Origin of the sequence: Bacillus sp. FSL K6-2861 (genome assembly GCF_038630725.1) — a bacterium.
GTDB lineage: Bacteria > Bacillota > Bacilli > Bacillales > Bacillaceae > Bacillus > Bacillus velezensis.
In genome coordinates this window covers 477,518-503,473 of sequence record NZ_CP152037.1, presented here as the reverse complement: position 1 = coordinate 503,473, position 25,956 = coordinate 477,518, and the positions used below count along the sequence as shown (strand labels likewise).

The window sequence follows — 25,956 nt, the reverse complement described above, 5'->3', positions numbered from 1 at the left end:
ATTCCATTGTTTAATTTTCTTCAAATTCTGTATATTGTATAATTTTGAATAATACGATTGAAGGAGAATGTTGAATGCAATGGATTTATTTAAGTTTAGCGATCATTTTTGAAGTATTGGGTACGGTCAGCATGAAATTATCAAATGGATTTACAAAACTTGTCCCAAGTATTTTATTATTATTGTTTTATATCGGCAGCCTTTGTTTTCTTACTTTGACTTTGAAATATATAAGTGTCTCCATCGCGTATGCGGTCTGGTCGGGAATGGGGATCGTGCTGATTTCCATGATCGGAATTTTTTTCTTTCATGAACAGTTCTCTGTCATAAAAGCTGTCTCTGTTCTTTTGATCATCATCGGTGTTGTTTCCTTAAACTTTATTTCTGAAAGTGAAACGTCATTAAACGGCAGCAGCGTTCATACGGACAGAAACAGATGATGAAAGGGTTAAAGGTTCTCTTCCTCATTACAGATATTGGATTTATCGTTTATTGGATTGTTACTTTTTTTGAGTGGATTCCAAAAAACATGGTGTTTAAAGATTATGATAACGCCATGATCATGGCCTGGAACTGGTCATTCTTTCCCTTAGATATTTTCATTTCGATAACCGGGCTGTACAGCTTGTTTCTTTATAAACGGAAACATGCGTTATGGCGCTCTTTCGCATTAATATCACTTGTGCTGACCTTTTGTTCAGGCCTGCAAGCGATTGCCTTTTGGGTATTTATCGGTGATTTTGATTTTATGTGGTGGGCATTCAATCTGTACTTGCTTCTTTATCCTTTATATTTTATTCGGAAATTGCTGGTCTCTCGTAAAACTAGCTGTCATTCTTTTTGATAAGGCGGTTTTCTTTTTCTTCAGGCGGGAAACACTTTTCATAAAGGAGTGATAGACATGCCTTGGTCTATGAAGGATTATCCGCAATCATTGAAGAATCTCGAGGAACCTGTGAAGAAAAAAGCGATCGAAATCGCGAATGCGATGGTAGATGAGGGTTATGAAGAAGGACGGGCCATTCCCATTGCGACAAGTCAGGCGAAAGAGTGGAAAAAAAACGCTTCTAAGGAAGAAATCGATCAGCTGATGAAACACGATGATGAAACGAAACGCGGAAATTGAATCGGAATAAAGGAAAAACCCCGCTCTCAAGAGAACGAGGTTTTTCTGATTATAAACCGTAATAATAGGATAAAGTGGTGACTGAAACGTAGCCTGTCGCTCCTGCATACGTGACCTTCAGCCATTTATTGGAATTGGTGTAGTGGCCTTGAACATATTCTCCGGTTACCCAAGAACCTGTAATTTTTTTACCGCTTGAGAATGTTGTGATCGTTGAACAGCTGACCTTAGAGCATGAGCGCATATTAGCACCGTAAATACCGACTGTGCCCCCGCTGGCTAAAATGGAAACGTCCGGTTCAGCTTTAGGTTTGAAAGCTGCTGCTGATGCAGAGCCGCCAAAAGCGAATAAAGAAACAGCAAAAATCATGGCTAAAGAAATGATCGACAAACGACGTACCAAGAAAATTCCCCCTCTTTTATCATATGGCCGGAAAGCTTTCCTGACGTTATTATACTTTTTCGCCCGGGAGACTGAAATAAGTCTAATGCTCCAACTTCTTTTCTTCGCAAGTGACCATGCCGATTCTTTTTTTTGATAGATAACAGCGGTTTATTGGACTGGAATCACTGATATATCGTTGATTCAAACGTTTATTCAGAGCGGCCGGAGTTTTTCCGGAGGTCATTTGAATGGTACAGAAAGGTTTTATCTTCCAATGGAAAGAAACATTATTATTCTATTTACCCGGGAAAACGGAGGAAATACAGCGTCTTTTTCTCAAATCGGTTGGGCGGACAGAAAGTTGTGAAGTGATATGGGCAAGTGTCCTCTTTTCACCTTTTTAAAAGAACGCTCCACGCATCCGCGCATGATCGGACGCGGAAACACGCTTTGCGAACGGCATCGCTTCTTTCCCGGAACGATGCCGTTTTCATTTTCGGACCTTTCTTCGGCGGGATACATATCATAGATAAAACAGGGCATCAATGTGCCGGTTTATTGAACATAAAGAACTTGACATCTTATAATAGCGGATTTATGATGTAGATAAAATAATTTGCATCTAGGAAACTTTTTGTTATATAGCTAAAAATCTATCGGAATTTAGGTGAGACATAATGAGCAAAGACATCTCAGCACAATCACTGCAAGCAAAAGCCGTGCAGGATGCACTTGACGGCAAAAGCAAGGGATTCAAGCGGCTTCTGCCTTTCTTAGGCCCAGCCTTTATCGCGGCGATTGCCTACATTGATCCGGGAAACTTCGCTACGAATATCTCAGCTGGTTCGAAATTTGGGTATATGCTGCTGTGGGTCATCCTCTTTTCAAACTTGATGGCTTTTTTAATCCAAGTTCTTTCCGCGAAGCTCGGCATTGCCACGGGTAAAAACCTTCCGGAAATCGCCAGAGACCGGTATCCGAAATGGGTATCAGCCGGGCTGTGGATACAGGGTGAACTGGTGATTATGGCAACTGATCTGGCAGAATTTATCGGGGCGGCGCTCGGGCTCAACCTGCTGTTCGGCATACCGATGGTTGAAGCGGCCATTATCGCTGCGATCGGATCATTCGCGATTTTAGAGCTGCAGCGCCGGGGTTACCGGGCGCTGGAAGCGGGCATTGCCGGACTTCTGTTTGTCGTGGTGATCGCCTTCGCTCTGCAAACCTTCTTTGCCAAACCTGACGCCGCTTCCGTTCTCGAAGGGCTGTTTATCCCGAAAATTGACGGAATGGACAGTGTGCTTCTGGCAACCGGGATACTCGGCGCAACCGTGATGCCGCATGCCATTTACTTACATTCCGCACTGACACAGCGCCGTGTCGTCGGAAAAACGGATAGTGAGCGGAAAAAGATTTTTAGATTCGAGACGATTGATATTCTCATCGCGATGGTGATCGCCGGGGCGATTAACGCAAGCATGCTCATCGTCGCTGCCGCGCTTTTCTTCAAGAACGGGCTGTATGTAGAAGATTTAGACGTGGCTTATCAGCAATTCGGCCACTATATCGGACCGGCTTCAGCCATTCTCTTCGGGATCGGGCTGCTGGCCGCAGGGCTTTCAAGCTCTTCTGTCGGCACATTGTCAGGCGATATTATCATGCAGGGCTTCATCCGTTACCGTATCCCGCTTTATTTGCGGCGTTTCATTACCATCATTCCGCCGATGATCATCATTATCTCGGGGGTCAACGCCACAGAAGCGCTCGTATGGAGCCAAGTCGTTCTTTCATTCGGCATCTCCTTTGCGCTCGTGCCGCTGATTATGTTTACAAGCAACAAACGCCTGATGGGCGCCCTGACGAACCGAAAATGGGTGACGGCTCTCGCCTGGCTGATTGCGGTTTTGGTGATCGCGCTTAATCTGTTTGTGATCTACGATTCATTCCGTTAGAAAAAACCGGCCATTGCGGCCGGTTTTTCTTTTGACGCCGGGTGCCGTTCGTATCTTTTTCCGGGCGTTTTTGGTATGATAGAAGAAAAATCGGAGTTTTGCTTATGTCAGTATTTATCCTTTTTTATCTGTGGATTGTGCCGATTGTCATCGGCATCTTCTGTTCTCTTATCGCTTATCGGACAACGGGTAAGAAACGTCTGATTCCCGGCTTTTTCATGATCGCATTAAGCATCGTTTCCTTAATCACGGGGCTTTGGATCGGCGGGGTGAACTATCATGTGTTCATCGGGGGCATGTTTTTATTCGGTACGTTATTGGCCGGCTCCGCCTTCCCGTTTTTCTTCGCTCTTTCACGCAAACGAAAATAAACAGGCATGCCGCCTGTTTATTTTTATTCATTAACCCTAAATTATAAAACCGCTCCGATAATGTGATTCCGCCTCAATCAGCCTGTACATGTGTTATATAGGCTCCAGCCCATGTCCCATCTCGTCGAAACTGCAGCCAAAATGAATCCTGCTAAAGAAGATTTTGAATTATAAGAAAAATACTGTATTAAAATCCTATTTACCCCAAAAATACCTATTGATAGAATGGTATCTGAGAGGGGAAAATGTTCAAAGCGGATCATATCGGTCCCGCCTAAATACATAGTCTTTCATTTCTCTCTACACTACATTTCTAAAGGAGGATTTCCCATTAGACACGCAGCTAAAGGCATTCTGTTTGCCGCATCTTTAGCCCTTGTAACTACTGCTTTTGTCCCCGCATCCTTAGCTAAAGAAAATCATAATAATACTGCCAATGCCACTGGAACGACCAAATCATTTTTTTATCAGACTGATACGCAATTTTCCTACGGACTTAAAGCACAAAGCGATGCGTCTGTGTCAAAACCAGTCAAAGATGTAATCAGAGAAGTGCTGAAAAATAAAACAAAATTATTCAATCTTGTTGAAAAATTAGCAGGAAAGAAAATAAGAAATGAACTCGAATCCGTTTTCAATGAACACATAGAACCGGTTTTAAAGAAAATGCTGAACGAGTATGTCGCCTTAAGCTGGACTGACGTGGAAAAGAATCTTTATCTTTCACTTAAAAAGTCCGGACTTTCTGACAGCCAGGCTAAAAACCTCGCTCATTTGACAACTTTAGCAATGAAAGCATTTTAAAATCATTCATAAATGATCGTCAGGAAAATACGTATAAAGTAATGCAAAGTGCTGTTAGATTCACTCTAATAGCACTTTTTCATTGGAGATGTCAAAATGACTGTCTTTTTTACTGTTTTGCTCACTTTCTTATGCTGCCTTGTGATTTCATCTCTTATTTTTATGATTCTATTAAAAAAAGAGATCGTGGATACACCGCCAAACCGCTTAGCTCATGCAGCATTCATAGGGCTTATTGGATTCTCCCTGTTCTTCGCTATAACTGTACCTAGCCTGTTTATTTATTTTGCAGCTGTAACTGTAAATCATTTTTTCGGAGAATATATCATCTATGGTTCACTTTCAGACTTATACATATTTTCTGTCGTCGTCAGTATTTTAGCTTTAGTTTATATGCTTATCCTTACAGCAATTGTAAAAGGAATGACTCATGTTTTGACATTGCCTGCTTGGTCAGCCTATATCCTTGAATTCATTTTTGCATGGGCTGCTGTTTACTTCTCAATCCAATACGTTTCCAATCATATCATTGAGAACATATCTATATTTCAAGGTGGAGAAATTCTTCTTTCATTGTTCATTACTTTCTTATTTTCGGGATTGGATATCCTTTTCACTAATTTGGATAAGATCACAAAAGAGAAATTAGGCTAAGGGGGTAACAAATATGAGAATCATGACATATATATCCTATTTTTCTATTTCTTTAGTTTTGCAGGTGGTATGGCTGCTATTAATAAAAAGAACCTCTAATATATTTCTGATAGATATGATTACGGTGTCCTTCTTATTCACCCTCTTTATGTTCATCTTGGATCAAATGTTCAAAAATAAGCGGACAAATTAGGGACTGTTTTTTAATAATCCTCGGGCTTCTCTTTCGTTTTGAAATGATTCCGGATCTAGAGATGTTACGGTGAGCCATTCATTAATGAATAACACCAGCCTCTTTAAAATACTTCTTCTTTTATATAACATCCTGACTTTTCCGTCATATATTCATACGAAAAAACTGCAATAGGGAGTAATGAAACATGATATTGTTTATTGGCAAGTTCATGTTGCTCTTTTTACTCTGTTCGCTGGCGTATCATTTGTTTAAAATTGTTTATTACAATATAGGGAAGAACATTGCGCTTAAAACCCCGAAAGGGACAAAGACAAACCGGACGGCACTTGTGTTTGTCAAAAATGGAACTACACTGAATGAGGGAGATTACTTTATGATCGCTGTTGTGACCGCTCTCTGGCTGTTCTTGAGATGAATTGCACTGGTCCTTCATAAGTTTTTTGATCAGCCATCGCTCGCCAGCTGCCGATTTTCACAATCATCGTTTTCGTTTAGGACGGCTATATGCAAGCAAGCCGCTCAACAAACAAAGGAGCTGTCGAGATCTTCTCGATAGCTCTTTTGTTTGTCCTTGAATGATTGAAGATAGGCTTAAAAATGGACGGCGTCTTTCTCATGCATGCATCGTTCAAGAAAACACTTCACAGCAAAACGGAAAGGTGAACGCAATATAAGTAACGGTTAAGAACCTTATGAGGCAGCGTATGTTGATTACTGGATAAGAAAAAGAAATCCCCCAGTCTTAAAAGGTGGAGGTCAAAAATTGGAGAACACTTAAATATTTATAGCTTTTTCAGCGATATAAAAAGTTCCAGAGTCACTCATTTCAGCAGTATAAACATTTGTCACACTTAATAATCCAGTAAAAAGAATACCGATTAAAGCGGAGCTGATTATAAGTTTCTTCATTATATAGCCTCCGTAACCTTAAGTATTTGTGTTTGGGCATGTATGGTTTTCTTTAAAAAGTTTCTTCCCTCTACATAGTTTCTCTTCTCAAAATGAAAGTCACCTAATTTTTCGGTTAGCTCTGCGAAATCAGACCAAAGGCGTTTCTTTTCCAAGTAACCTAAGCTTTGTTTCACTTCTGTTTCATTATATTCTTCGTATAATGAATTAATGATTTTTAATTTAGCCAAATATTCTTCTTCATTAGAAGTCCGAGCACGATTTAGAGCCGTTTCATAAAAGAAACGTGCTTCCTTGGCTTTATCACATTGGTACAGGACATTCGCCATCATATATAATGATCTCACTCCATACACTGTATCAATATGTTCTTTCACGTCTATTGCCTTTTTGAAATTCTCTTCAGCAGCAATCAAATTTTTCCCTCTTAAATAAACTAAGCCTAAGTTATGAAAGATCACTCCGATAATTCTTTTCACTTTTTCCTCATCCAAGCCACGGGCGATACTTAATGCTTCCCGATAATATGATTCTGCCTCCGTCAGCCTGTACATATCGTACATGTTAGCACCGACCATCATATTACAGCCAATCACTTTCACTTTGTATAGTTGACTTTTTTCAAACAATTGCTTGGCTTTTTTTAAATGATTGAGGGAAACAAAATGCTGATCAATTTGATAATAGGCATCAGCTATTTTGTAATGAAATTCAGCTTGCTCCATTTCATCTGATACAGCATTCAACTCTCTCTCTGCTTTGCGATAATAGCTTATCGCTTCAACATACTCTTTATGATCAAATTCATACATTCCACGAAAAAACAATGAGTAATATTTCAAGAGGCCTGTAAGTCTTTTTTGTGGTTTTTCTATTTTTTCAAGCAGTTCGTCGACTGTAGGGCGATCTCTATATCTGTCTTCCGGCTCCAAGGAATCTAACATCAATTGGTGACGAAAGCACATCAATGAATAAAAGACAAGCAAATCCTGATCCTCTTCCATCTCCTCTATTTCCTGTTCTACTTCAGCCTTTAAAATCTCAGCATCAGGCACACTGAACTGGCGAATCATTTTGTACCATTCATTGATCTTGACACCAACTTGGGACGACGGTAAAACTTGGTCCACACTTATCCCTCCCTCTAATCACTATTTTTGTAATATTATAACTTTTCCTACAATAAACACAAACGAAAAAATCCCGCAATTTTCGTCGCGGGATTTTTGGGATTATGGTTTTGATGTACACTCTTGATTATTCCATTTAATATTTTCGCTTTGTAAAATTCATTATAGTCTTAGTGATTGAACCGGAGATAAGGCAGGCTCCCGTCATGATAAACACCCAAATTAAAAATGTTGGCTCTGCCCCTATCACAACAAACATAAATATCAATGACAGGATCAATACGACGACAACCATAGTCCATACTTTTTTAAAGATGAAATACCCTATTATCCCCAGCATAAAAGAAGCTGCCGGAAGAATAATGAGTATGATATATGCAGGGCTCAAAAACGGGCTAATATAAACACCTCCTACTTATTTTAAAATTTCGAACCGGGCAATTTCCCACTCTTTTTTTGCTTTTAGCGGGATTGTTTTTACCTTTTTGCCTGATTTCAAATCATAAGACGTGATATCTCCAAGCTTGTTATCACGCTGGATATCAAAGTTTTTGAGTAAAACATACATCTCTCTGTCATTGAATTGAACATCATTCATTAATTTGTTATCATCCCCAGCATAAAAATCAAAAGATTTTTTCTTAACCATTTTTTTATCAAACACCTGCAGCTTCCCCTCAAAAGAAACAGCTAAGATGCTATCTTTTAATATTTTCAATTTTGCAGGATGAAACCCTTTCTCCATCTCGACTTCTTTTTTTACCTTAAGAGTCTCTCTGTCTATTAATATGAGCTTAGAATTCTCTTTCTCATTCACGTTATCATTAACTGCCAGTACAAATGTATTTTCATCTAGAGCTTGGAATGCATCCTTTTCATCCATGAAGTATATCCCTTTATTCGGTATGGATGCCTTGTTCTCTTGCTTATTTGTCTCTGGGTTAATTGAAAGGATGGACATACTTTCTTCATCACTTGAAATGACATAAATTTTATTTTTAGCGACGATTGCTGATCCAAGTTCTCCGTCAAGCTTTATTTGTTTCTTGTTTTTTCGGCTGTTTCCCTTCCAATATACCAGTTCACTTTCCAGCCCTTTGTCTGTATATCCAACGTTAATGTCATGGATGATATAACCGTCAGAACTATTTATAAAGAAAGCACCTTCATCCTCAGTTGTTTTTGACAAACTCTTTTCATTTATTTTGTTTATTTTTCCGGTTTTATTGTCTATCATCAAGTGATTATTGCTTCTATTTGATGAGAAGAACGTATTATTTTTGTTATGTGAAGACATCGTGAAATTTATACCATCTTTCAATTCCAAGCTATCCATTTTAATACCATCTTCACCGTAAACCCCAATCTCACTTCCCCTATCTAAAGTGTTAGAAAAACCAACAATAAATTTTGCATTGTCAATATCCTTTAATACAGTCTTTTGATTGCTGCTTCTTTCCTCTTTTTCATTCCCAGTTGGGATGAGACCGCAAGAGGTTGTGACTATCAGTATGCAAATGAAAATTAACAGGGGCTTAAGTCTATTCATATTTTCCTCCCTTTGAAATGACAAAACAACCGGTGCAGCACCGATTGTTTTTGTCAATTTGTTTAACCCTTGTGATAAAAGATTGTTGTGTTATTGGATTTTACAAGCTCCATTGGTGTTACAACGGTGTCCCATTTGACATTGTCAATATCAATACCTTGGTTTTTCCAAGAACGCCAAGCTAATTGAGAACAATAAAATTTAGCAGTTGTCTTTTTATTTAAAAAGTTGAAATTATATTTCTTTTTATTATCTGCTTGCTTTTCCGCATATTTTGCAGCGTTTATATACTTATTGTTATTTGATCCTTTAACCCATAGACCATAAACTTTCTTTTTACTTCCCCAGTTATTATTATATCTGCGAACTCCATCTTGGTTTATAGGGCTCCAGCTTTTCGCCCATGCTTCAACTGTTTTTGATTTGTTAGTTGAAACAATCGCAGCATGTCCTACACCAATAGACCAACTTCCAGAATTAATTTCATAGCTTGTAAGAACATCACCTTTTGTACCTAACGCTTTTGCTGCAATTTGGTTCTTGGGCTGATATTCAGGCTCCTTGTATTTAGGAAGAACTTCATCAATTTGACCAGAGGCTTTCAATTCTTTGATTTCTTTTTGGGAATCCTTATACAAGTCTTCTGCATGTTCTTGTACATATGCATACTCTTCTTTACTCATTTCATAGAATTTCTGTACTTCCTCACTTGTCATGCCGGCATCTTTCATTTCCTGTATTTCCGTTTGGACTTTTTCATTAGTAAGTTGCGGAAACCCTTCAGCATGTGCACTTTTCCCAAATCCCAATCCTAAACCGGAAATCAACATAGTTGTAGAGAACATGGTGGTAAGTAAAAATTTACTCTTTTTCACGTCAGTATCCCCTTATTGAATATTTTTCCTTCTTTCCTAAGATATAGGATACAAATAAGGTTGTAAACACCTTTTTTGAATTATTTAGGATATTTTAATCATTTCTATCTAGTGCATAATGACACAAAATCGGGATATGCAGTGCCAACTGAACTATAGGATTTGGGTTTTGCACAATGTTTATCAGGCAATGTGTTGTTTCACTATTTCTTCGTAAGGTTATCCTTCAAATTTTATACAAATTTACAAGTATTTGAAATACTTTTTTTTCCAACAAACACATTCTACCATTGATGCGAACCACAATTCTATATACTTCTTTATTTTTATGAAATATATAGATTTGTGGTACAGCCCTATTAAAGGGCTGTTTCATTTATTTCAGAAGAGACAACATTTTTGCTTTCGTTTTCGGTCCGTAAATTCCATCAGCAGTTAACCCGTACATAGATTGGAATCGTTTGACTGCGTTTGCTGTTTTCGGACCGTAATAGCCATCTATTCCGTTGTTCTTTGCTCCTTTGTCCGGATAGTAATAAAGAGCCGCCAAAGCTGTCTGGATCTGTTTCACGGCCGTTCCCTTAGTTAAGGGGCTTGTCACTTTAAAAACGCCTGATGGCAGCGTGTAAGATGATTTTTTGCCTTTTGTTGGAGAGCTGGCCGAGTCCGTCTGCTTTAATACTTGGCCGACTTTGATAAAATTCGGGTCCTTGATACTGTTCAACCTTTGCAGGGTCGCCATGCTCACGCCAGTTTCCTGTGCAATGACAGAAAGAGCATCGCCTTTCTTGACGGTGTACGTCGCCCCGCCTGTCTTGGTTTCTGTTTTTGCTGATAAGGGCTGGGCGATGCTGATGTGCGAACCACGTTTGTTATGAACTGTCCTGGTCCTTCATAAGTTTTTTGATCAGCCATCGCTCGCCAGCTGTGGCTTTTCACAATCTCCGTTTTCGTTTAGGACGGCTATATGCAAGCAAGCCGCCCAACAAAAAAATAAACAGGCATGCTGCCTGTTTATTTTTTAAAAGCGCCGCCTTCTTAAAACAGCCGTTTTAAGCTTTTCTTGAGTGACGGCATTTCGATTTTTTGGTTTTCAAAGAAGTTTTTCAGCATGTATTTGCTGAAGCCCTTCGCTTGGCCGTAAGTGATTTTTCCCGGAAGCGGCGGCTCGTCGCCGATGACGGCGTCGATGACGACCGGCTCATTTGAGTTGAGCGCTTCATGAAAAGCGGGAGCCAATTCCTCGTGTTTCGTCACTTTGATGCCTTTTGCCCCGCAGCTTTCTGCAAAAGCGGCGTAATCCATATTTTGCAGCTGGGTGACGTAGTCAATGTTGCCTTTGACCCGCTGTTCATATTCAATCATGCCTAAATTTTCGTTGTTTAAAACGACAACCGTAATCGGCAGTTTGTATTTAACAGCCGTCGGCAGATCCTGCATCACCATTGAAAATCCGCCGTCTCCGCAAATGGCGATGGACTGCCGCTCAGGTTCGGCAAGGCTTGCGGCAATCGCTCCCGGAAGCCCGCATCCCATCGTGGCGAGCCAGCTTGAGACGATAAAGTCCTGCTTCTTCATTTTAAAATGGCGGGCCATCCACACCGTAACCGTTCCGACATCCACCGACAGGACGGCGTCCTCTGCGGCCGCATCCTGAAGCCGGGCAATGACCTGCTGCGGCTTGAGCGGATGAGTCGCTTCGGTTTCATCCTTTTCGATTTCCTTCCACCAATGCTTCATGTGCTCGGTGCAGGCGTCCAAAAATCTTCTGTCTTCTTTATATTCAATGTATTCCGTCAGCTCTTTCAGCCCCAGAGCCGCATCACTGACAATTCCCGCATTGACGGGATAGCGCTTCCCGATTTTCGCCGGATCCGAATCAAGCTGAATGGCGGGCGTATCATCCGGGAGATAATCCCTGTATGGGAACGATGTGCCGAGCATGATCAGCAGATCGCATTCCTCCATTGCTTCGTAGGCGGGCTTTGTGCCGATTTGCCCGAGATTCCCGAGAAAGTGGGGATGGCTGTCAGGCACGACGCCTTTTGCCGGAAGGGTAATGACAATCGGAGCGGCCGCTTTATCGGCGAATGCGAGCAGCTCCTCTTTTGCTGATTTTAACCCTTGGCCGGCGAGAATGACCGGTTTTTTTGCGTTGTTAATATATTGCGCGCATGTCACGAGATGTTCTTTTTTCGGCTCTATATCGGCTTTGAGGTAAATCGGCGATGTGTAAACCGGCTCCCGTTTGATTTTTTGCGCGAATAAATCATCAGAAACGGTCAAAACGGCAACGCCTTTTTTGCTGTAAGCCGTGCGGATCGCCTGATTCAGAAGATCGGGCAGCGCTTCTGCCGTATGTACTTGCTGGTTGAATACCGCCACGTCCTCAAACATTTGCTCTAACTTGATTTCCTGAAAGCTGTCACGGCCGATTTCATCGGAAGCCACCTGTCCCGCAATCGCCAGCACCGGAACGCCGTCCGCTTTGGCGTCGTATAAACCGTTCAGCAGATGAACGGCCCCCGGTCCTGCGATTGAAAGGCAGACACCGATCTGCCCGGTCAGTTTTGCCTCAGCCGCGGCTGCCAGAGCTGCGACTTCTTCGTGCCGGGTTTGGATGAATGTCAGGTTATTTCGTTCATGTCTCAGTTCTTCGATAAATTCATTAATGCTGTCTCCGGGAATGCCGTATATATGACCGACTCCCCATTGTTCAAGCAGCTCCGTCATTACGTGTCCTGCTGTTTTACTTGGCATACTGCATCCTCCTTTTACCTGTATTCATCCCCTTTTTCATACGGGTTGAAACACGGGCTATGCTCTCAGCTTTTTTCTTAGCAGATCAAGGATGGATAACAGATTTCGGTCTTTAAGGACTGCCTTACGATTTGCCGCCCCATTGAGTCCGTCTTTTATTTGCCGTTTTCTGTTCGGCACCATGAACAGCGGCAGCCGGTTTGGGGAAAACCAGCGTAAATCGGCGGTTTCCGATCCGTTCATCAGCGGTGTTCCTCCGGTAATGGCTCCGATGAAAACGTGCTGTGTATCTTCAAATGCCGGCCTTTCATACTCACCGGATTTTTGCAGGATGGTCACGTTATACCCGGTTTCTTCGAAGGCCTCTCTGATGGCTGCGGCTTCAGGTGTTTCACCATCTTCAATCCTGCCCCCGGGCAAATCCCATAGTGGAACGTCTTTTCGTTTTACGAGCAATATGTCCCGCCCGTCATTTTGTATGATGACAAAAGCGCCTTGTGCCATGTCGTCCTCCTTTACAAAAAAGACCGCGGCATTTTAGCCTGCGGTCTTTGCCGTTACTTTTTAAAATGATACGGCAGGGTGGCGACGATGATGTCCTTCTTCCAAAACAGCCGGACGCGGAGCAAGAAGGCTGATTGGTTGTGAAGGATGGTCTGCCAGCGTTTTTTCGTAATAAATTGCGGAAACAGCACCATCACGGAGAACTGTTCTTTTTTCGCTTTCTGTTCGACCGTTTCTAAAAACTTATCAAACGGATGAACCAGACTGCGGTATGAGGAATGCAGGGTGACGAGGCGGACGCCGTTATGAAGTTCTTCCCAGCGTTTTTCCACCTTTTTTTCGTTTTCTCTGTCAAAGGAAACATGAACCGCAATGACCTGATCCGATAATGATTTCGCATACTGAATCGATTTTTGGACGACGGTGGTGACACCGGCGACAGGCACGATGACGACGGTTCCCCTGATTTCCTCAGGCTGCTGATCAACGACCCGCAGCTGTTCACTGACCGCGGTGTAGTGATTTTTAATGACGAAAAACAGCATCACGACAGCAGGCATGAATAACAGCACCGGCCAGACAAGATTGAACTTCGTTGCGAATAAAATACACAGCACCATAAATGAAATGGCGGCGCCGCATGAGTTAATCAGCATTTTTACCGCCCAGCCCTTCGGCTTCTGCCTGATCCACTTGATGCACATTCCCGTCTGCGACAGCGTAAACGGAATGAACACGCCGACGGCATAAAGCGGAATTAAATGTTCCGTGCGGCCGCCGAATAAAAGAATGAGCAGGATGGACGCGATACCGAGGAAGATGATGCCGTTTGAAAAGCCTAACCGGTCGCCTCGTACCGTAAACATTCTCGGCATATACTGATCGCGCGCTAAATTAAACGCCAGCTGCGGAAATGCGGAAAAGCCCGTATTCGCCGCAAGCACGAGAATCAATGATGTAACGCCTTGAATGAAATAATACACCGTATGGCGGCCGAAGGTTTCCGCGGCGATTTGTGAAATAACGGTCTCGTCAGGCTTCGGACCCGTGCCGTAGCCGTACGCCAGCACCGTAATCCCCGTAAATAAGATCGCCAGCAGAATCCCCATCATGGCCAAAGTGCGGGCCGCGTTTTTTGCCGGAGGATTTTTAAAGGCCGGGATCGCGTTTGAAATGGCTTCAACACCGGTCAGTGCCGAACAGCCCGAAGAAAAGGCCTTCAGCAATAAAAACAGCGTGATGCCCGCCACAGGTGTGCCGATCGGCGTGTGTTCGGCCGGATGAACCTGACCCGTCATGAGTTTAAACAGCCCGACGACGATCAAAAGGACAAGCGCCGCCACAAACAGATAGACGGGATACGCCAAAATGGACGCCGACTCTGACAGTCCTCTCAAATTTAAAATCATAATCAGAATCACAAGCCAAACAGCAATGAGCAAATGATACGGGTGCAGGGCCGGAAATGCCGATGTAATCGCGTCAGTTCCGGCAGAAATGCTTACCGCCACCGTCAGAATATAATCAACAAGCAATGAGCCGCCCGCAATCAGGCCGGGCTTCTCACCAAGATTCTCTTTAGAAACCATATAAGCGCCTCCGCCTTGCGGATAAGCGTAAATAATCTGTCTATAGGACAGAATCAAAGCAAGCAGCAAAATGAGAACACCGGCTGCGATCGGAATGGAATACCAAAACGCGGCCGCGCTTACCGCAGCCAAAATGATCAGAATCTGTTCCGTTCCGTAAGCAACTGATGACAGCGCGTCTGAAGAAAGCATGGCGAGCGCCTTGAGTTTCGTGAGTTTTTGCTCTCCGGCCGCCTGTGATTTCAGCGGTTTCCCAATCAAAAATCTTTTGATTGAATGGTACATTTGTTGTCTTCCCCTTTTTTTCATTTTCCGTTTGATTTACAAACCCTTACTGCTATGATGTCTCCGAATGCTGATTGCATGCCATATTTCAGCACAGCAAAAAGACACAGAGGCAAACGGATGCCCCTGCGCCATAATCGTGCACAGGTTTCATTCATCTCCTCTCATGAACGCTTACGAGGTTAGCTGTCGGATTCGGGCTGATGAGAGTTGGCCCTACCTGAAAAAGGATTCACCCCAAGCGGCATTACGCGCCGCAAATTGGTTCCCCCGCTCTGATTACAGATTAAGCGATATAGATTATAAAAGAGATCATACTCCCGTCCCGTTCAGTTGTAAAGGGGCTTTTATGCTGTTTCAAAAATAAAAAAATCACCGCCAAAAATGGAAATAAAAATACAAAAAAAGAGGCCTGTGAACGGCCTCTTTTTCCTTCATTACTCTTCGCTTTTTTCATGATCCGCTTTTCTTTTTTTCCTTCTTGCCGTCAGCCAGATCAGACCGGCCGCAATGATCATAAGTGCCGCGAAAACAGCAATATACGTAACGTTCAGTGCTGCGGACGGGCTCTTCGTATCAGCCGCCGGACTGCTGTCATCGGACTTGATTTGCTGATGATTCGAAAACAGCTGCCGGCCGGCTGTTTCGTTAATGACGGTTGCGGCATCGCTTGTGCTGTCTAAAAAGCTGATCAGCTCTTTTGTGACAGACGCGCCGCTTCCTGATAACGGAGCAAAAACAGCGATGCTCCGGCCGGAGTCCCAAGGTGATTCCTGGGTAAACGCGACTTGTTTCGTCGTCTCATTCAGCATCTGAAACGAAGAAACATCGTACGCGCCGCTGCGGTCTGACGGCACGAGAAGCTTAGAGGCGTTTGACTTTAAAAGCGGGATTTGCGGCAGGCCTCCGATAAACACAACATTCCGGCCTTTGGCATCCGCTTCCTTCATGTCTGATGCCGTCTTTACGGTAAAGCCGTTTCCGAATGAATCCGCCACCAGAGAAAGCTCTTTCAGTGTCTGCATGTTTACGCCATCCGGGATGACGATCACTGTTTTCTCTTTCCCGCCGCCCGCAAACGGGAGCGGCCATTGCCCGAAATCAGCTTTCTGCGCCGCATCGCTTACCGGATACGTCAGCGTGCTGCTTTTATCAATATAGACCCATTTGTTTTCGTCACGGTCGATACACGGATTGTTATGTTTCAAACCTGATGTGACAAATTGCAGATCAATGTACCTGCTGCTTCGCAAAAGCTTGGGATCAATCGGGATTGAGACGTGGTAAAAGCCGTCTTTATCTTGATTGCCGAGATCATCAAGACGCACCGCATTCGGCTGTCCGTTGACCATGACGTTCAGCTCCGCTCTCTCGGCGTCATTTGCTGAATCCGCCTTCGTCCGGATCGATTCCGACGTTTTTAACGTAAGTGAAAGCTTGACCTTACCGTCTTTATCAACAGCGGCCGCCGCAGGGTAAAAGAAGTGCTCTGACGCCGTTTTGTTTGATCCAACCGTTACATTTCCCGCGCCGAAGTCCTCTAGTGTCAGTTTATTGCCTGTCTTTTCCGCAGCGGGCTGAAGGCGGCCGATTGTCAAAGTATCTCCGCCCAGCTGGCTTGAATAAGCGCTGTCTGTGATGACGCGGATTTTATCCGCCAGCGTTTTGTCTGATTGCGCCGTGACAAACAGGACGGGCTGCCGTTTGTCCCCTGATGTCAGAACCCGTTCAGCGAGAAGAAGTCTGTTTCCTTTCGCTTTGATGTTCCCGCGTTCGAAAAGCTCTTTTATTTTCCCGTTCCAATGCTGATCAGCGCCGATGACAATTGACGGATTGCTGATTTTGCCGGCGTCGGATTCTTTTACATAGGATACCTTCAGCCTGCTGTCTGCCGTTTTCAGAAATGCTTCTGTTTTTACTGCGGCTTCAGCTTCCGCCGAGGTCGGTTTGTCAGGAAGAATAATATCGGTTTCTTCACCCGTATTGCCTGATTGGGCAAACGGATACGGGAAATGGCCGAGATCCGCTCCCTTTGACTTGCTTGCTTCTGAAAGCACAAGGCGGCTGTCCGGATAAATTTTTATCCAGTTGCCTGACGTATCCTGCCTGACGCAGACGCCCTCTTTTAATACGCCGTAAAATTGCAATGATACGTTGTGATAGCCTTGGGCGGATTGGCTTTTGCTGAGATTGAGCTTCACCGTTTTCCGCTTGGAACTGCCGTCAAGCTTTATGGATTTGACGGGTTCATCATCAATGGCGATGGTTAAAGAAGACGGGGCAATTAATAAGTTTGACGCCTCGTAATCAATCAGAAGCGACTGATCGGCATTCGAAGCTCCCGCAGGAATCTGATAGGTCAGCTCTGCGCTGTCTTTCGCCCCGTACAGTGTCATCAGATCGCCAGTCAGCGCCTGCTGCTCTTTTGCGCCGGCGCTTGTTCCGAGGGCGGAACCGTCCGTTTTCAGTTCCCGGGCCGCGGCCGCCTGCCCGTTATACATCAATAGCAAAAGGCCAGTTATCAATATGATCGCTTTTTTCAAAAAGGTCACCCGCTTTTATTTTGATTGTATCGCTCCGTTTTGTACCACTTGACTTCCTGCTTGAACAAGCGGTGCTTGATCTCTATGAATAATGACCAGATGACGAGCACGATCCAAGCCTGGGAGTAAGTAAAGTACATCAGAAATACGATAAAGAAGTTTTGTTTGTTCATTTCTGTTTTTTCAATGCTTAAAGTAATCATGACCTCAGTCATAAACAGGAAAAAGGCCAGTATCCACAAAATCATTGCCAAAAACCCGACAGCCAGATGCAGGTCGTAAAAAAGATTGATGATAAAAATCGTGTTTGACATGATCACACCGAAGAAAAACAAAAAATATGTAAAAAAGAAATAAAACAGATCGAAGATGATCCGCTTGCGTTTCAGCTTGAAAAATTGGGATAAAAACTTGAGAACCACGTATTGGTTGCCGCGCGCCCATCTTGTCCGCTGACGCCACCAGACCTTCCATGTCTCAGGCTCCTGCTCCCATGTCACAGCCGCCGGGAAAAAGCGGATGTGATAACCGAGATTATACACGCGGATGGTCAGCTCGGTATCCTCCGCCAGCGCCTTATCATCCCAGCCGCCGAGCTGTTCGATAATGCTCCGTCTGATCGCGAAGTTCGTCCCCGGGATGGTGGCGATTTTGAACCATTTCCATCTGCCGCCCTGCGCCATCCACTGAAAGCAGATGGTTTCAATATTGATAAACTTCGTCAGGATCGTTTTGGCCGCGTTGATGACACGGAATTTCCCGACAACCGCTCCCGCCTTCTCATCATTCATCAGACCGAGAACCAGGTAGTACACCGCCATTTTTTCCGGCGTGTTGTCCGCATCATACACGCAAATCACGTCTCCGTTCGATTCCGCGAACCCTGAGTTCAGCGCCGAAGATTTTCCTTTTCCGGCGTTCGGGGGCTTTGTGATGACCATTTTAATGAAGTCATACTGACGGGAAAATTCATTGACGATGTCTCCCGTCCGGTCGGAGGAATTATCATTAACGACGATGATCTCAAGCCTGTCTTTCGGATAATACAGATTCACCATCGCCTTCAGCGTCTGCCTGATGACGACCTCCTCGTTATGCGCGGGAATGAGCACGCTGACCTTCGGGAGCTCCCCCATCTTTGCGCGCCATTTCGGAATGTCCCGTTCGAAGGTCATATAATGCCTGAATCCGCCCTGCATCAGAAACATGTGATAGAGAAGCATCACCCATATTAAACTTAATGAGATAAAAAACAGAATGTTACTCAAGGCTCCTTCTCTCCTTAAAGATTCGTTTTTTTAATGTGGCGCGCAAATAAAGGACGTAGCAGGCGAACATGATGATAAACAATAACACCACGCCGGAGAGAACCCAAAGCGCTTTTTCCAGAGGCGTCTGCTGATGGTGATTGAAAAAGGCCGTTATCGGATGAATCTTGTTTTCCACATGAATGGTTCCGTCTCCGTCCGTTTTGATGCTGACGCTGTCCGACGTTACCGTTTGCTTCGTTTTCTTCAGATCGAGCCACTCGCCGCCGGGAATCCGCTCCATCTGCTTGACGAGCTCGGGGAGGTATTTCATGCCGAGATACGGATGGTAGAAACCGCCCGCCACTCCGCCGCCGAAATCAATCATCTGCGAAATATGATTCTCCATATCTCCGAGCGGATTTTCCTTTGAGTTATCGGCATAACCGATTGTTTCAGGATACAGCGTCATCCCGTCCAGCATAGCCGGCTTTGAGACGAACAGAGGGGCGCCCGAGGTTTTCCACGTCGTGCCGCTGAGCTGCACTTGTCCGAAAATGCTGGAGAAATAAGAAGATGCGATTTTGTAGCCTTCTTCAGACATCGTATAGTGCGGCGCTTCGAATGACAGCGGGTAAAGGCCGAGCTCTGTCAGATCGTCAATCGCCTGCTCCAGCTTCGTTCTCGTGTAGATGTTTTCTTTTTCACGGAAAGGCTTCACATACGCCCGGTACGCTTTTTCATTCGGAAAATCCTGTTCCTTTTCAAGCTTGACCGGAGTATCATCCGCATTTTCTGACGTAATCGGCTGATCCGCTTTGGCATCCCAAAATTCAAAGCCTTCTCCCGTTTCGCTGTATCGGTATGCGTGCGTGTAGCCGTGAATAATGATGCTGCCGCCCATTTGCTGAAGTTTTTTCAGGACGCTGACCATTTTCGGCTTGTCCGCCAGGTATACTTTTTCTCCGTTTTCCGGATTGAGATAGACCGGAATGACCGCCAGAATAAACGGAATGTGTCTTTTATGCAGGTAAGCGCCCGCTTCGTAAAGCAATGTTTCATCTGACATCGGACTGATGTCTTCAAGCCGTAAATAAAGGAGGGTGCCGCCCGCTGATTCTCCGAATGCGTTGCGCAGCGCTTTCGCCGTCAGAAACGAATCATTTAACAGGCTCGTCACACCGAAATAATAGTCAGAGCGCGCCGTTTTCCACATAAAAGGGCGGGTGCTGCCGTCACCGGACCGGTATGTATAAAGGGACTTTCCTTTTACTCCCGATACGCCGAGCACGGACATCCCTTTTTCAAGCGGCATGTCTGTTTTTTCTTCTTTGCCGTAAATGCGGTATACCGTTTCTTTCTCTGTCAGGGACAAACCCGCAAATTGGCGGAACTGTCCGGCGTTATAGCCGATGGTGATAAGCTGCTGCGGCATGCTGCTGATCAGAGACACAAATGATGTGCTGAGCTTTTTTTTCGTGACGCCGTAATAGATGACCCGCCGATTCTTTTTGAGGTCCGCGGCTGTGATGTCTCCGTCGCTTTTCACGGTGACGGCGGATGAGAAATGGCCCGCGGTCAGATCAAGCATTTTGACCTCAGCGGTTTCTTTGCCGTCCGTGCTTGTATAAATAATGAGAATGCCGTCCTTTTTGTCTTTTGCTTCCGCCGTAAGGGGAACATAAACCGCCGAAATCATGAAGAGCGCCGAGAGTAAGAGACGTATCCATTTAGAGTTCATTCATCATCATCTCGTTTTCCAGTTCATTTAAAAATTGCTCGGCCGTTTGTAAATCCTTTCGGTACGCCAAGTAACATACACGGAAGGTGATGGAGACGTATTTACCGTTTTGCAGCCGGTACGTATCCAATTCCTTTTTCAGCTTCGACAGAACGGCCGGCATGTGTTCTTCAGGCGTATGGGTCAGCACGATGCCGAATCGTTCGGCGGACGGCCTGAATTTTTTGTCTGTTTCCCGAACGCTTGACCGGATTTGGCGGCTGATAAATGCCAGCAGGCGGTCGGTCTCTTTTTCTCCGTAGAGGGATTTGAATTCCTTGAAATAATGCATGTGCAGCAGCAAAAAGACGAAGGAATTGCCGTAGCGTTCCGCCCGCTTGATTTCCTCAGAAAGCTCCAGCTTCATCCGCAGATGGTTGTCAAAGCCGGTCACCCTGTCGACGGCGACAAAGCTCGTAATCTCTTCACGCAGCTGTTTCACTGAGCGCTCAAGCCCCTTCGCCAACTCGTGAATCCTTCCCGCTATGTAAGAAAAGAGCAGCAGCGCAATCCCCCAAATGACCAGCACCTGCAGACTTTCGGCACCGGCAGACGCCATAAAGCTCCCGGTCTGAAACCACAGGAGCAGGCTGCCGAGAACAAATAAGACGAGTAAGGTAATGACGAGCGCGTAGATTGCCCCGAACCATATGCCGGCTCCCGTGACAAGCAATGTGATGCAGGTTATCAGAAGCCCTGCGGATTGCTGAGACGCATAGTAAATAAAAAAAGACAGCAGCACCAGCATAACTGCTGTGTAGCTGCACAGTTTTTGTGATTCATTGAATGATATTTTCATTAAACAATTTCCTTTCAGCCAGAAGAGGCAGCAGGTTATCGAAAGAATGTGTATCGCCCCCGCTCATATAGCCGCCGTAATCAGGTTTCAGCGTGTCCAGTGTTTCAAATGAAGTCATTCTTTCATAAAGCGGCTTGATGACAGCCGGATCAGCTTTTTGTTCTGCTAAAAAAAGAACGGCCAGGGCGTAAACGGACGGTGATTCGTATTGAACCGCCGGCTCCTTCGTGTCTGCGCTGTATCGTCCGTACAGCTGTCCGCGCGACTTAAATTCCTTTATCATCCATTTCGACAGCACAGCGGCTTTGCCATCGCCCCGCTTCAGATTCACGGCGGCATACAGCTGGTCGATGACATTCACTTCGCTGTCATATTTGTATTCCTTTGTTTCGGTATTGAACGACTTCGGCAGAAAACCATTTTTCAGGGGCGCAAGATTGAGAACATCAAGGTTCCGGTTTTCCGTTTTCTCATCGATAATCCCCTGTTCTCTGAGCATCTGTAAGGCGCCGGGGTCGACATAGGACAACGTCACGGTCTTTGATGCGGCATTTGAAACGGCATCATAATAATCCGTAAAATACCCGTCATTCGTATTGTATTTTTCCAGCGCCTTCCCGATCTGCACCGCTGTTTTCCCGTATTCACTGTTTCCCCATAGGGTTCCGGCCTCATTCAGACAGTTCATGATTCTGAAATCGTCAATTAAGGCATTGGTGCCGCTCGCTTTATTCCCGTCAATCTTCCACGACACGAGCTCGTTTTTCGTCAGAAACGAATCGGTGAGAAGCTGATATTGCGCTTGAAACTGCCGTTCATCTTTCCTGTTCAGCAAAAATGCCATCCATAGTCCGAGAGACTCTGATAAATATTCCGGCTCACCGGTTATGTTCGTCCGGATCATCCCCCGCCCGTTCATCAATTTATGATAAATAAAATGCTCTGCGGGCTGAAGCGGCACGGACGGTTCGGCTGCCGCCTGTTTTTTAGTGCCGGCCTCCGCGCACCCCGCCGTCAGAACGATCGAAATCAAAAGGATCATCAGACGAAAAACGAATTGCTTCACAGTCCATCCTCCTATTTTATAAATCCTTTTTTAGACCCATATCTTATTTTTTCACAAAGTATTTTTACTATATAGGAAACGATAAAAGAATACTAGCATTTTTTCACATTGGGAAATTTTAAATGGGAGCGCCGTCTGCTCACCTTTTCCCTCTTCGTCTGGATCGTATTCCCATTACAGTTAAAAACACAACAAAAGGCAGCATTTCTTTACAAATGCTGCCTTTCTCTGATCTATTTATCCAGGCCGAGTTTTTTCAGCTGTTCTGCCAGCGCGTTGTTCATCGGCTCCTCTTTGTTTTGGCTTTTCATATAAGAGTTGATGTCCCGCTTGGATGCGCGTCCGGATTTATCTTTCGCCTTGCGCTTTTCAAAGACGGACAGTTTCTCCCGGTGGCCGCATACACATGCGAAGGTTTGGCCTTCGCCCTGGCCGCGAAGCTCCATTTTCTTATGACAGTTCGGACAGCGGGCGTTTGTTTTTCTTGCCAGCGTTTTCCGGCTGCCGCACTCACGATCCTGACATACGAGCATCGTGCCGCGTTTGCCGTTGACTTTAAGCATCATCTTGCCGCAATCAGGGCAGGCGGTGCCTGAAATGTTGTCATGTCTGAAGGTTTGGCTGCTGTTTTTGATTTCCTTCACCGTTTTGCCCGCATATGTTTTCATGTCTTTAATGAACACGGCGGATTTCAGTTTGCCCGCTGCGATGGCGGAGAGCTTTTGCTCCCACTCAGCGGTTAAGGCCGGTGATTTTAAATCTTCCGGGACGAGCTGTAAGAGCTGCTTCCCTTTTGACGTAATGAAAATATCTTTTTCTTTTTTCTCGATCAAGAAACTGTTGAACAGTTTTTCAATAATATCAGCGCGGGTGGCCACTGTTCCGAGTCCGCCGGTTTCACCCAATGTTTTCACAAGGTTCTTCTCTTCTCCCTGCATAAAGGCGCTTGGGTTCTCCATCGCGGATAACAGCGTGCCTTCATTAAAGCGCGCCGGCGGTTTCGTCTGTCCGCTCGTTTCTTTCAGTGATGAGACAGTGAGGCGCTGACCCTGCTGAAGATCCGGGAGGGTCTGGTCTTTGTCTTCCTCATGATCGTCGTCATCCTCGTACATATCATACACGGCTTTCCAGCCAGGCGATTGAACCGTTTTCCCTTTTGCGGTAAATGTTTCGCCGCCGATATCGGCTGTGACCTTTGTTTCTTCGTATTCGAACGCCGGCATTAACACGGCGAGAAAACGTTTGGCAATCAGGTCGTAAAGCTTTCGTTCTTTGTCGCTGAGGCTTGAAAGGATCAGCGGCTCCTCTGTCGGAATGATGGCATGGTGATCCGATACTTTCGCATCATTGACAAATCCTTTATGCGCTTTGACGCCCCGCTTCAGTATTTGATTGACGTACTGTGCGTACGGCTTAACTTCCATGCCGTTTAAACGGTCTTTTAAAGTCGGCACGAGGTCTGCGGAAAGGAATCTGGAATCCGTCCGCGGGTAAGTGACAAGCTTATGCTGTTCATACAGCTTTTGAAGCACGGACAGCGTCTCTTTTGCGGAGAAACCGAAGCGCTTATGAGCGTCCCGCTGCAATTCCGTCAAGTCGTAAAGACCGGGAGCGAAGCTTTTCTTCGCCGTTTTTTTCAATTCTGAAATGACTGCCGGCTTTCCTTGGAGATCTTTTACCAAACGGCCGGTCACCGTCTGATCGAATGTTCTTGTCTGCTTTGTTTTTTTATCCTGCCATGTCAGCGTCATCTGATCAGCCGCCGCGCGGAGACCGTAATAAGGAACGGGTTTGAACGCCTGAATGTCCGCTTCACGCTTGGCGATCATCGCCAATGTCGGAGTCTGGACGCGTCCGCATGACAGCTGTGCGTTAAATTTCGTCGTCAGGGCGCGGGTCGCGTTGATGCCGACGATCCAATCCGCTTCCGCTCTGGCAACGGCGGAATGATACAGGTTTTCGTACTCTTTGCCGCTGCGGAGCTTTTGAAATCCTTCTTTAATCGCCTTATCCGTCACAGAGGAAATCCACAGCCGCTTAATCGGTTTGCGGACGTTTGCCTTTTCGATAATCCAGCGGGCCACAAGCTCCCCTTCCCGTCCTGCGTCTGTAGCGATTACGATCTGGGTGACGTCTTTCCGGACAAGCTGAGCTTTGACCGCATTGAACTGTTTTCCTGTTTTTTTAATGACGACGAGCTTTAAAGGCTCCGGAATAATCGGCAGATCCTCAAGCCGCCATGATTGAAATTCTTTGCCGTATCCTTCAGGGTCAGCGAGCGTTACCAGATGCCCGAGCGCCCATGTGACGATGTAGCGGTCGCCTTCAAGATATCCGTTTCCTTTTTTATGACACTTCAGAACGCGGGCCAAGTCCCGGCCGACTGAAGGTTTTTCAGCTAATACAACTGTTTTTGACATGCTTTTCACTTCTCTTTCTTTCACACTCATCCTGTTATTATAACAGACTTCCTCACGCTCTCTCTAATTGAGGACGTTTTTTGTGTCAATTTCTGAGAAAATGACGTGGGTCACGGTTTGGGCATACGGAGAGGTGCGGTTGATGAAGTGTTCGATCGTTTCCAGACTGTCCGCGTTCATCTTCAGCATATAACACGCCGCCCCGGCGACCCGAAAACAAAATTCAATGTTGGGAATGGATTGAATGTAGGTTTTAAATTGATCGTATTTTCCGTTTTTCACTGTCGCTTCGACAATGCAGGAAACAGGAAGCCCGATCTTTTTTTGATCAATGTCCAATGTATAGCGCTTAATGACGCCGAAGGATTCAAGCTGTCTGACACGCTCTGTGACGGACGGAGCTGACAATTTGATTTTTCTGCCCAGTTCCCGCATGGACAGGCGGCTGTCCCTTTGGAGCTCTTTGATGATGCTCAGATCCACATTATCTAGTTTCATGACTGTAGTCCTTCCTTACCCTTTTGGCTATATTATCAAGAGAAATCCGAAAAATGACAAGAACAACAGGCTGAAATCATGAAGGTTTTTTCAGGAACAGACGCGAAATGGTCATATTAGGACTGCCCTTTGCTTATAGTATAGAGGAAAAAAGATGTCCGACAGGAGGGAGCTGTATGTTACACACGCCTATCGGCAGACTTCGCACGATGGGGTTTATTGAAGGAATGTCGCTTTTGGTGCTGCTGTTTATCGCGATGCCGCTGAAGTATTGGGCTCATCATCCGCTCGCCGTCACCATTGCCGGTTCCATTCACGGCGGTTTGTTTATCATTTATCTGGCGGTGCTGGCGTATGCGGCGTTTACTGTCAAATGGCATGTGAAATGGTCAGCCGCCGGTTTTATCGCGGCCTTTATTCCGTTCGGTAATTTTATTTATGATCGCGGCCTGAGAAATTATCAATAAAAAAGCTCCTCTTCTGCGGGACTGACCCCCGTTTTTGAGACAGGGAT

At 45.0% G+C, this 25,956-nt stretch carries 25 protein-coding genes, 2 pseudogenes and 1 riboswitch; of the genes and pseudogenes, 10 read left to right on the top strand and 17 right to left on the bottom strand.

Translation table 11 applies throughout. The annotated features are described in order from the left end of the window. Positions 1-74: 74 nt before the first annotated feature. The 3 genes and pseudogenes from NYE62_RS02395 to NYE62_RS02385 all read left to right on the top strand — a co-directional run. Entirely contained in the window at positions 75-440 is a 366-nt protein-coding gene (locus tag NYE62_RS02395; RefSeq protein WP_094032123.1) for a multidrug efflux SMR transporter, read from the top strand. Further along, on the top strand, positions 437-844 hold the full coding sequence (locus NYE62_RS02390) for a DUF5360 family protein (protein ID WP_080130819.1): 408 nt from the start codon (positions 437-439) through the stop codon (positions 842-844). The genes NYE62_RS02395 and NYE62_RS02390 overlap by 4 nt, the downstream gene beginning before the upstream one ends. 57 nt (positions 845-901) lie before the next feature. Continuing rightward, positions 902-1,117: pseudogene (locus NYE62_RS02385) on the top strand (DUF2188 domain-containing protein); the annotation flags it as partial. A gap of 58 nt (positions 1,118-1,175) precedes the next feature. On the opposite strand, the gene NYE62_RS02380 reads toward NYE62_RS02385, so the two are convergent. Next, on the bottom strand, positions 1,176-1,529 hold the full coding sequence (locus NYE62_RS02380; protein WP_007410203.1) for a hypothetical protein: 354 nt from the start codon (positions 1,527-1,529) through the stop codon (positions 1,176-1,178). A gap of 656 nt (positions 1,530-2,185) precedes the next feature. Here NYE62_RS02380 and NYE62_RS02375 point away from each other — a divergent pair. The 6 genes from NYE62_RS02375 (at position 2,186) to NYE62_RS02350 (ending at position 5,903) form a co-directional block, all read left to right on the top strand. Next, positions 2,186-3,463: an Nramp family divalent metal transporter gene (locus tag NYE62_RS02375; RefSeq protein WP_088005335.1), complete on the top strand. Its 1,278-nt coding sequence runs from the start codon at positions 2,186-2,188 to the stop codon at positions 3,461-3,463. 104 nt (positions 3,464-3,567) lie between these two features. Continuing rightward, the gene (locus tag NYE62_RS02370) at positions 3,568-3,834 is read left to right on the top strand and encodes a hypothetical protein (RefSeq protein WP_007609521.1); all 267 of its coding nucleotides are present in this window, start codon (positions 3,568-3,570) and stop codon (positions 3,832-3,834) included. Positions 3,835-4,059: 225 nt separating this feature from the next. Further along, positions 4,060-4,638 (top strand): hypothetical protein, encoded by a 579-nt coding sequence (locus NYE62_RS02365; protein WP_169510081.1) that lies wholly within the window; start codon positions 4,060-4,062, stop codon positions 4,636-4,638. A 96-nt stretch (positions 4,639-4,734) separates the two neighbouring features. Next, positions 4,735-5,292 carry a hypothetical protein gene (locus NYE62_RS02360; RefSeq protein ID WP_342497206.1) on the top strand — a complete coding sequence of 186 codons (558 nt, stop codon included), beginning with the start codon at positions 4,735-4,737 and terminating at the stop codon, positions 5,290-5,292. A 13-nt stretch (positions 5,293-5,305) separates the two neighbouring features. Beyond that, positions 5,306-5,485 (top strand): hypothetical protein, encoded by a 180-nt coding sequence (locus NYE62_RS02355; RefSeq protein ID WP_020955348.1) that lies wholly within the window; start codon positions 5,306-5,308, stop codon positions 5,483-5,485. Positions 5,486-5,672: 187 nt separating this feature from the next. After that, the gene (locus NYE62_RS02350) at positions 5,673-5,903 is read left to right on the top strand and encodes a hypothetical protein (RefSeq protein ID WP_094032125.1); all 231 of its coding nucleotides are present in this window, start codon (positions 5,673-5,675) and stop codon (positions 5,901-5,903) included. Positions 5,904-6,262: 359 nt separating this feature from the next. Here NYE62_RS02350 and NYE62_RS02345 read toward each other — a convergent pair whose 3' ends face one another. The 16 genes and pseudogenes from NYE62_RS02345 to NYE62_RS02270 form a co-directional block, all read right to left on the bottom strand. Then, positions 6,263-6,397, bottom strand: coding sequence for a hypothetical protein (locus NYE62_RS02345; protein WP_254922222.1), 135 nt, complete (start codon positions 6,395-6,397; stop codon positions 6,263-6,265). Next, on the bottom strand, positions 6,397-7,527 hold the full coding sequence (locus tag NYE62_RS02340; RefSeq protein WP_039062639.1) for a Rap family tetratricopeptide repeat protein: 1,131 nt from the start codon (positions 7,525-7,527) through the stop codon (positions 6,397-6,399). The genes NYE62_RS02345 and NYE62_RS02340 overlap by 1 nt, the downstream gene beginning before the upstream one ends. Positions 7,528-7,663: 136 nt before the next feature. Beyond that, a complete protein-coding gene (locus NYE62_RS02335) occupies positions 7,664-7,867 on the bottom strand; it encodes a DUF2651 family protein (protein WP_228767510.1) in 204 nt (67 codons plus the stop codon). A gap of 75 nt (positions 7,868-7,942) precedes the next feature. Beyond that, positions 7,943-9,076 carry a hypothetical protein gene (locus tag NYE62_RS02330; RefSeq protein ID WP_341475271.1) on the bottom strand — a complete coding sequence of 378 codons (1,134 nt, stop codon included), beginning with the start codon at positions 9,074-9,076 and terminating at the stop codon, positions 7,943-7,945. A 62-nt stretch (positions 9,077-9,138) separates the two neighbouring features. After that, entirely contained in the window at positions 9,139-9,906 is a 768-nt protein-coding gene (locus tag NYE62_RS02325; RefSeq protein WP_080760371.1) for a YiiX/YebB-like N1pC/P60 family cysteine hydrolase, read from the bottom strand. A 421-nt stretch (positions 9,907-10,327) separates the two neighbouring features. Further along, positions 10,328-10,780 (bottom strand): annotated as a pseudogene (locus tag NYE62_RS02320) (peptidoglycan-binding protein); the annotation flags it as partial. 209 nt (positions 10,781-10,989) lie between these two features. After that, positions 10,990-12,711 (bottom strand): pyruvate oxidase, encoded by a 1,722-nt coding sequence (locus tag NYE62_RS02315; protein WP_014304370.1) that lies wholly within the window; start codon positions 12,709-12,711, stop codon positions 10,990-10,992. 57 nt (positions 12,712-12,768) lie between these two features. Next, positions 12,769-13,215 (bottom strand): NUDIX hydrolase, encoded by a 447-nt coding sequence (locus NYE62_RS02310; protein ID WP_342497205.1) that lies wholly within the window; start codon positions 13,213-13,215, stop codon positions 12,769-12,771. A gap of 53 nt (positions 13,216-13,268) precedes the next feature. Continuing rightward, entirely contained in the window at positions 13,269-15,089 is a 1,821-nt protein-coding gene (locus NYE62_RS02305; RefSeq protein ID WP_342497204.1) for an APC family permease, read from the bottom strand. Between the two features lie 156 nt (positions 15,090-15,245). Beyond that, a riboswitch (cyclic di-AMP (ydaO/yuaA leader) is annotated at positions 15,246-15,392 on the bottom strand. Between the two features lie 134 nt (positions 15,393-15,526). Next, positions 15,527-17,632 carry a cellulose biosynthesis cyclic di-GMP-binding regulatory protein BcsB gene (locus NYE62_RS02300; RefSeq protein ID WP_265451278.1) on the bottom strand — a complete coding sequence of 702 codons (2,106 nt, stop codon included), beginning with the start codon at positions 17,630-17,632 and terminating at the stop codon, positions 15,527-15,529. A 5-nt stretch (positions 17,633-17,637) separates the two neighbouring features. Then, positions 17,638-18,900 carry a glycosyltransferase gene (locus NYE62_RS02295; protein ID WP_342497203.1) on the bottom strand — a complete coding sequence of 421 codons (1,263 nt, stop codon included), beginning with the start codon at positions 18,898-18,900 and terminating at the stop codon, positions 17,638-17,640. Continuing rightward, positions 18,893-20,620, bottom strand: a complete 1,728-nt coding sequence (locus tag NYE62_RS02290; RefSeq protein WP_342497202.1) for a DUF2334 domain-containing protein — start codon at positions 20,618-20,620, stop codon at positions 18,893-18,895. The genes NYE62_RS02295 and NYE62_RS02290 overlap by 8 nt, the downstream gene beginning before the upstream one ends. Continuing rightward, positions 20,610-21,458 carry a diguanylate cyclase gene (locus NYE62_RS02285; RefSeq protein WP_032866907.1) on the bottom strand — a complete coding sequence of 283 codons (849 nt, stop codon included), beginning with the start codon at positions 21,456-21,458 and terminating at the stop codon, positions 20,610-20,612. Before NYE62_RS02285 ends, NYE62_RS02290 begins: the two co-directional genes overlap by 11 nt. Beyond that, positions 21,439-22,524, bottom strand: coding sequence for a lipoprotein YdaJ (locus NYE62_RS02280; RefSeq protein ID WP_199022349.1), 1,086 nt, complete (start codon positions 22,522-22,524; stop codon positions 21,439-21,441). Before NYE62_RS02280 ends, NYE62_RS02285 begins: the two co-directional genes overlap by 20 nt. A 233-nt stretch (positions 22,525-22,757) precedes the next feature. Then, entirely contained in the window at positions 22,758-24,944 is a 2,187-nt protein-coding gene (locus tag NYE62_RS02275; protein ID WP_094032335.1) for a DNA topoisomerase III, read from the bottom strand. A gap of 63 nt (positions 24,945-25,007) precedes the next feature. Continuing rightward, the gene (locus tag NYE62_RS02270; RefSeq protein WP_094032328.1) at positions 25,008-25,442 is read right to left on the bottom strand and encodes an Lrp/AsnC family transcriptional regulator; all 435 of its coding nucleotides are present in this window, start codon (positions 25,440-25,442) and stop codon (positions 25,008-25,010) included. Between the two features lie 176 nt (positions 25,443-25,618). Here NYE62_RS02270 and NYE62_RS02265 point away from each other — a divergent pair, with 176 nt between their 5' ends. Beyond that, positions 25,619-25,909 (top strand): DUF3817 domain-containing protein, encoded by a 291-nt coding sequence (locus NYE62_RS02265; RefSeq protein ID WP_003156265.1) that lies wholly within the window; start codon positions 25,619-25,621, stop codon positions 25,907-25,909. The last annotated feature ends 47 nt before the right edge of the window (positions 25,910-25,956 follow it).

Coding starts and splice junctions, on each gene's coding strand:
- NYE62_RS02325 (WP_080760371.1), bottom strand. CDS start 9,906: ATGTTGATTTCCGGTTTAGGATTGGGATTTGGGAAAAGTGCACATGCT.
- NYE62_RS02365 (WP_169510081.1), top strand. CDS start 4,060: ATGGTATCTGAGAGGGGAAAATGTTCAAAGCGGATCATATCGGTCCCG.
- NYE62_RS02335 (WP_228767510.1), bottom strand. CDS start 7,867: ATGCTGGGGATAATAGGGTATTTCATCTTTAAAAAAGTATGGACTATG.
- NYE62_RS02390 (WP_080130819.1), top strand. CDS start 437: ATGATGAAAGGGTTAAAGGTTCTCTTCCTCATTACAGATATTGGATTT.
- NYE62_RS02350 (WP_094032125.1), top strand. CDS start 5,673: ATGATATTGTTTATTGGCAAGTTCATGTTGCTCTTTTTACTCTGTTCG.
- NYE62_RS02305 (WP_342497204.1), bottom strand. CDS start 15,089: ATGTACCATTCAATCAAAAGATTTTTGATTGGGAAACCGCTGAAATCA.
- NYE62_RS02360 (WP_342497206.1), top strand. CDS start 4,735: ATGACTGTCTTTTTTACTGTTTTGCTCACTTTCTTATGCTGCCTTGTG.
- NYE62_RS02265 (WP_003156265.1), top strand. CDS start 25,619: ATGTTACACACGCCTATCGGCAGACTTCGCACGATGGGGTTTATTGAA.
- NYE62_RS02355 (WP_020955348.1), top strand. CDS start 5,306: ATGAGAATCATGACATATATATCCTATTTTTCTATTTCTTTAGTTTTG.
- NYE62_RS02370 (WP_007609521.1), top strand. CDS start 3,568: ATGTCAGTATTTATCCTTTTTTATCTGTGGATTGTGCCGATTGTCATC.
- NYE62_RS02315 (WP_014304370.1), bottom strand. CDS start 12,711: ATGCCAAGTAAAACAGCAGGACACGTAATGACGGAGCTGCTTGAACAA.
- NYE62_RS02330 (WP_341475271.1), bottom strand. CDS start 9,076: ATGAATAGACTTAAGCCCCTGTTAATTTTCATTTGCATACTGATAGTC.
- NYE62_RS02275 (WP_094032335.1), bottom strand. CDS start 24,944: ATGTCAAAAACAGTTGTATTAGCTGAAAAACCTTCAGTCGGCCGGGAC.
- NYE62_RS02285 (WP_032866907.1), bottom strand. CDS start 21,458: ATGAAAATATCATTCAATGAATCACAAAAACTGTGCAGCTACACAGCA.
- NYE62_RS02310 (WP_342497205.1), bottom strand. CDS start 13,215: ATGGCACAAGGCGCTTTTGTCATCATACAAAATGACGGGCGGGACATA.
- NYE62_RS02395 (WP_094032123.1), top strand. CDS start 75: ATGCAATGGATTTATTTAAGTTTAGCGATCATTTTTGAAGTATTGGGT.
- NYE62_RS02290 (WP_342497202.1), bottom strand. CDS start 20,620: ATGAACTCTAAATGGATACGTCTCTTACTCTCGGCGCTCTTCATGATT.
- NYE62_RS02345 (WP_254922222.1), bottom strand. CDS start 6,397: ATGAAGAAACTTATAATCAGCTCCGCTTTAATCGGTATTCTTTTTACT.
- NYE62_RS02270 (WP_094032328.1), bottom strand. CDS start 25,442: ATGAAACTAGATAATGTGGATCTGAGCATCATCAAAGAGCTCCAAAGG.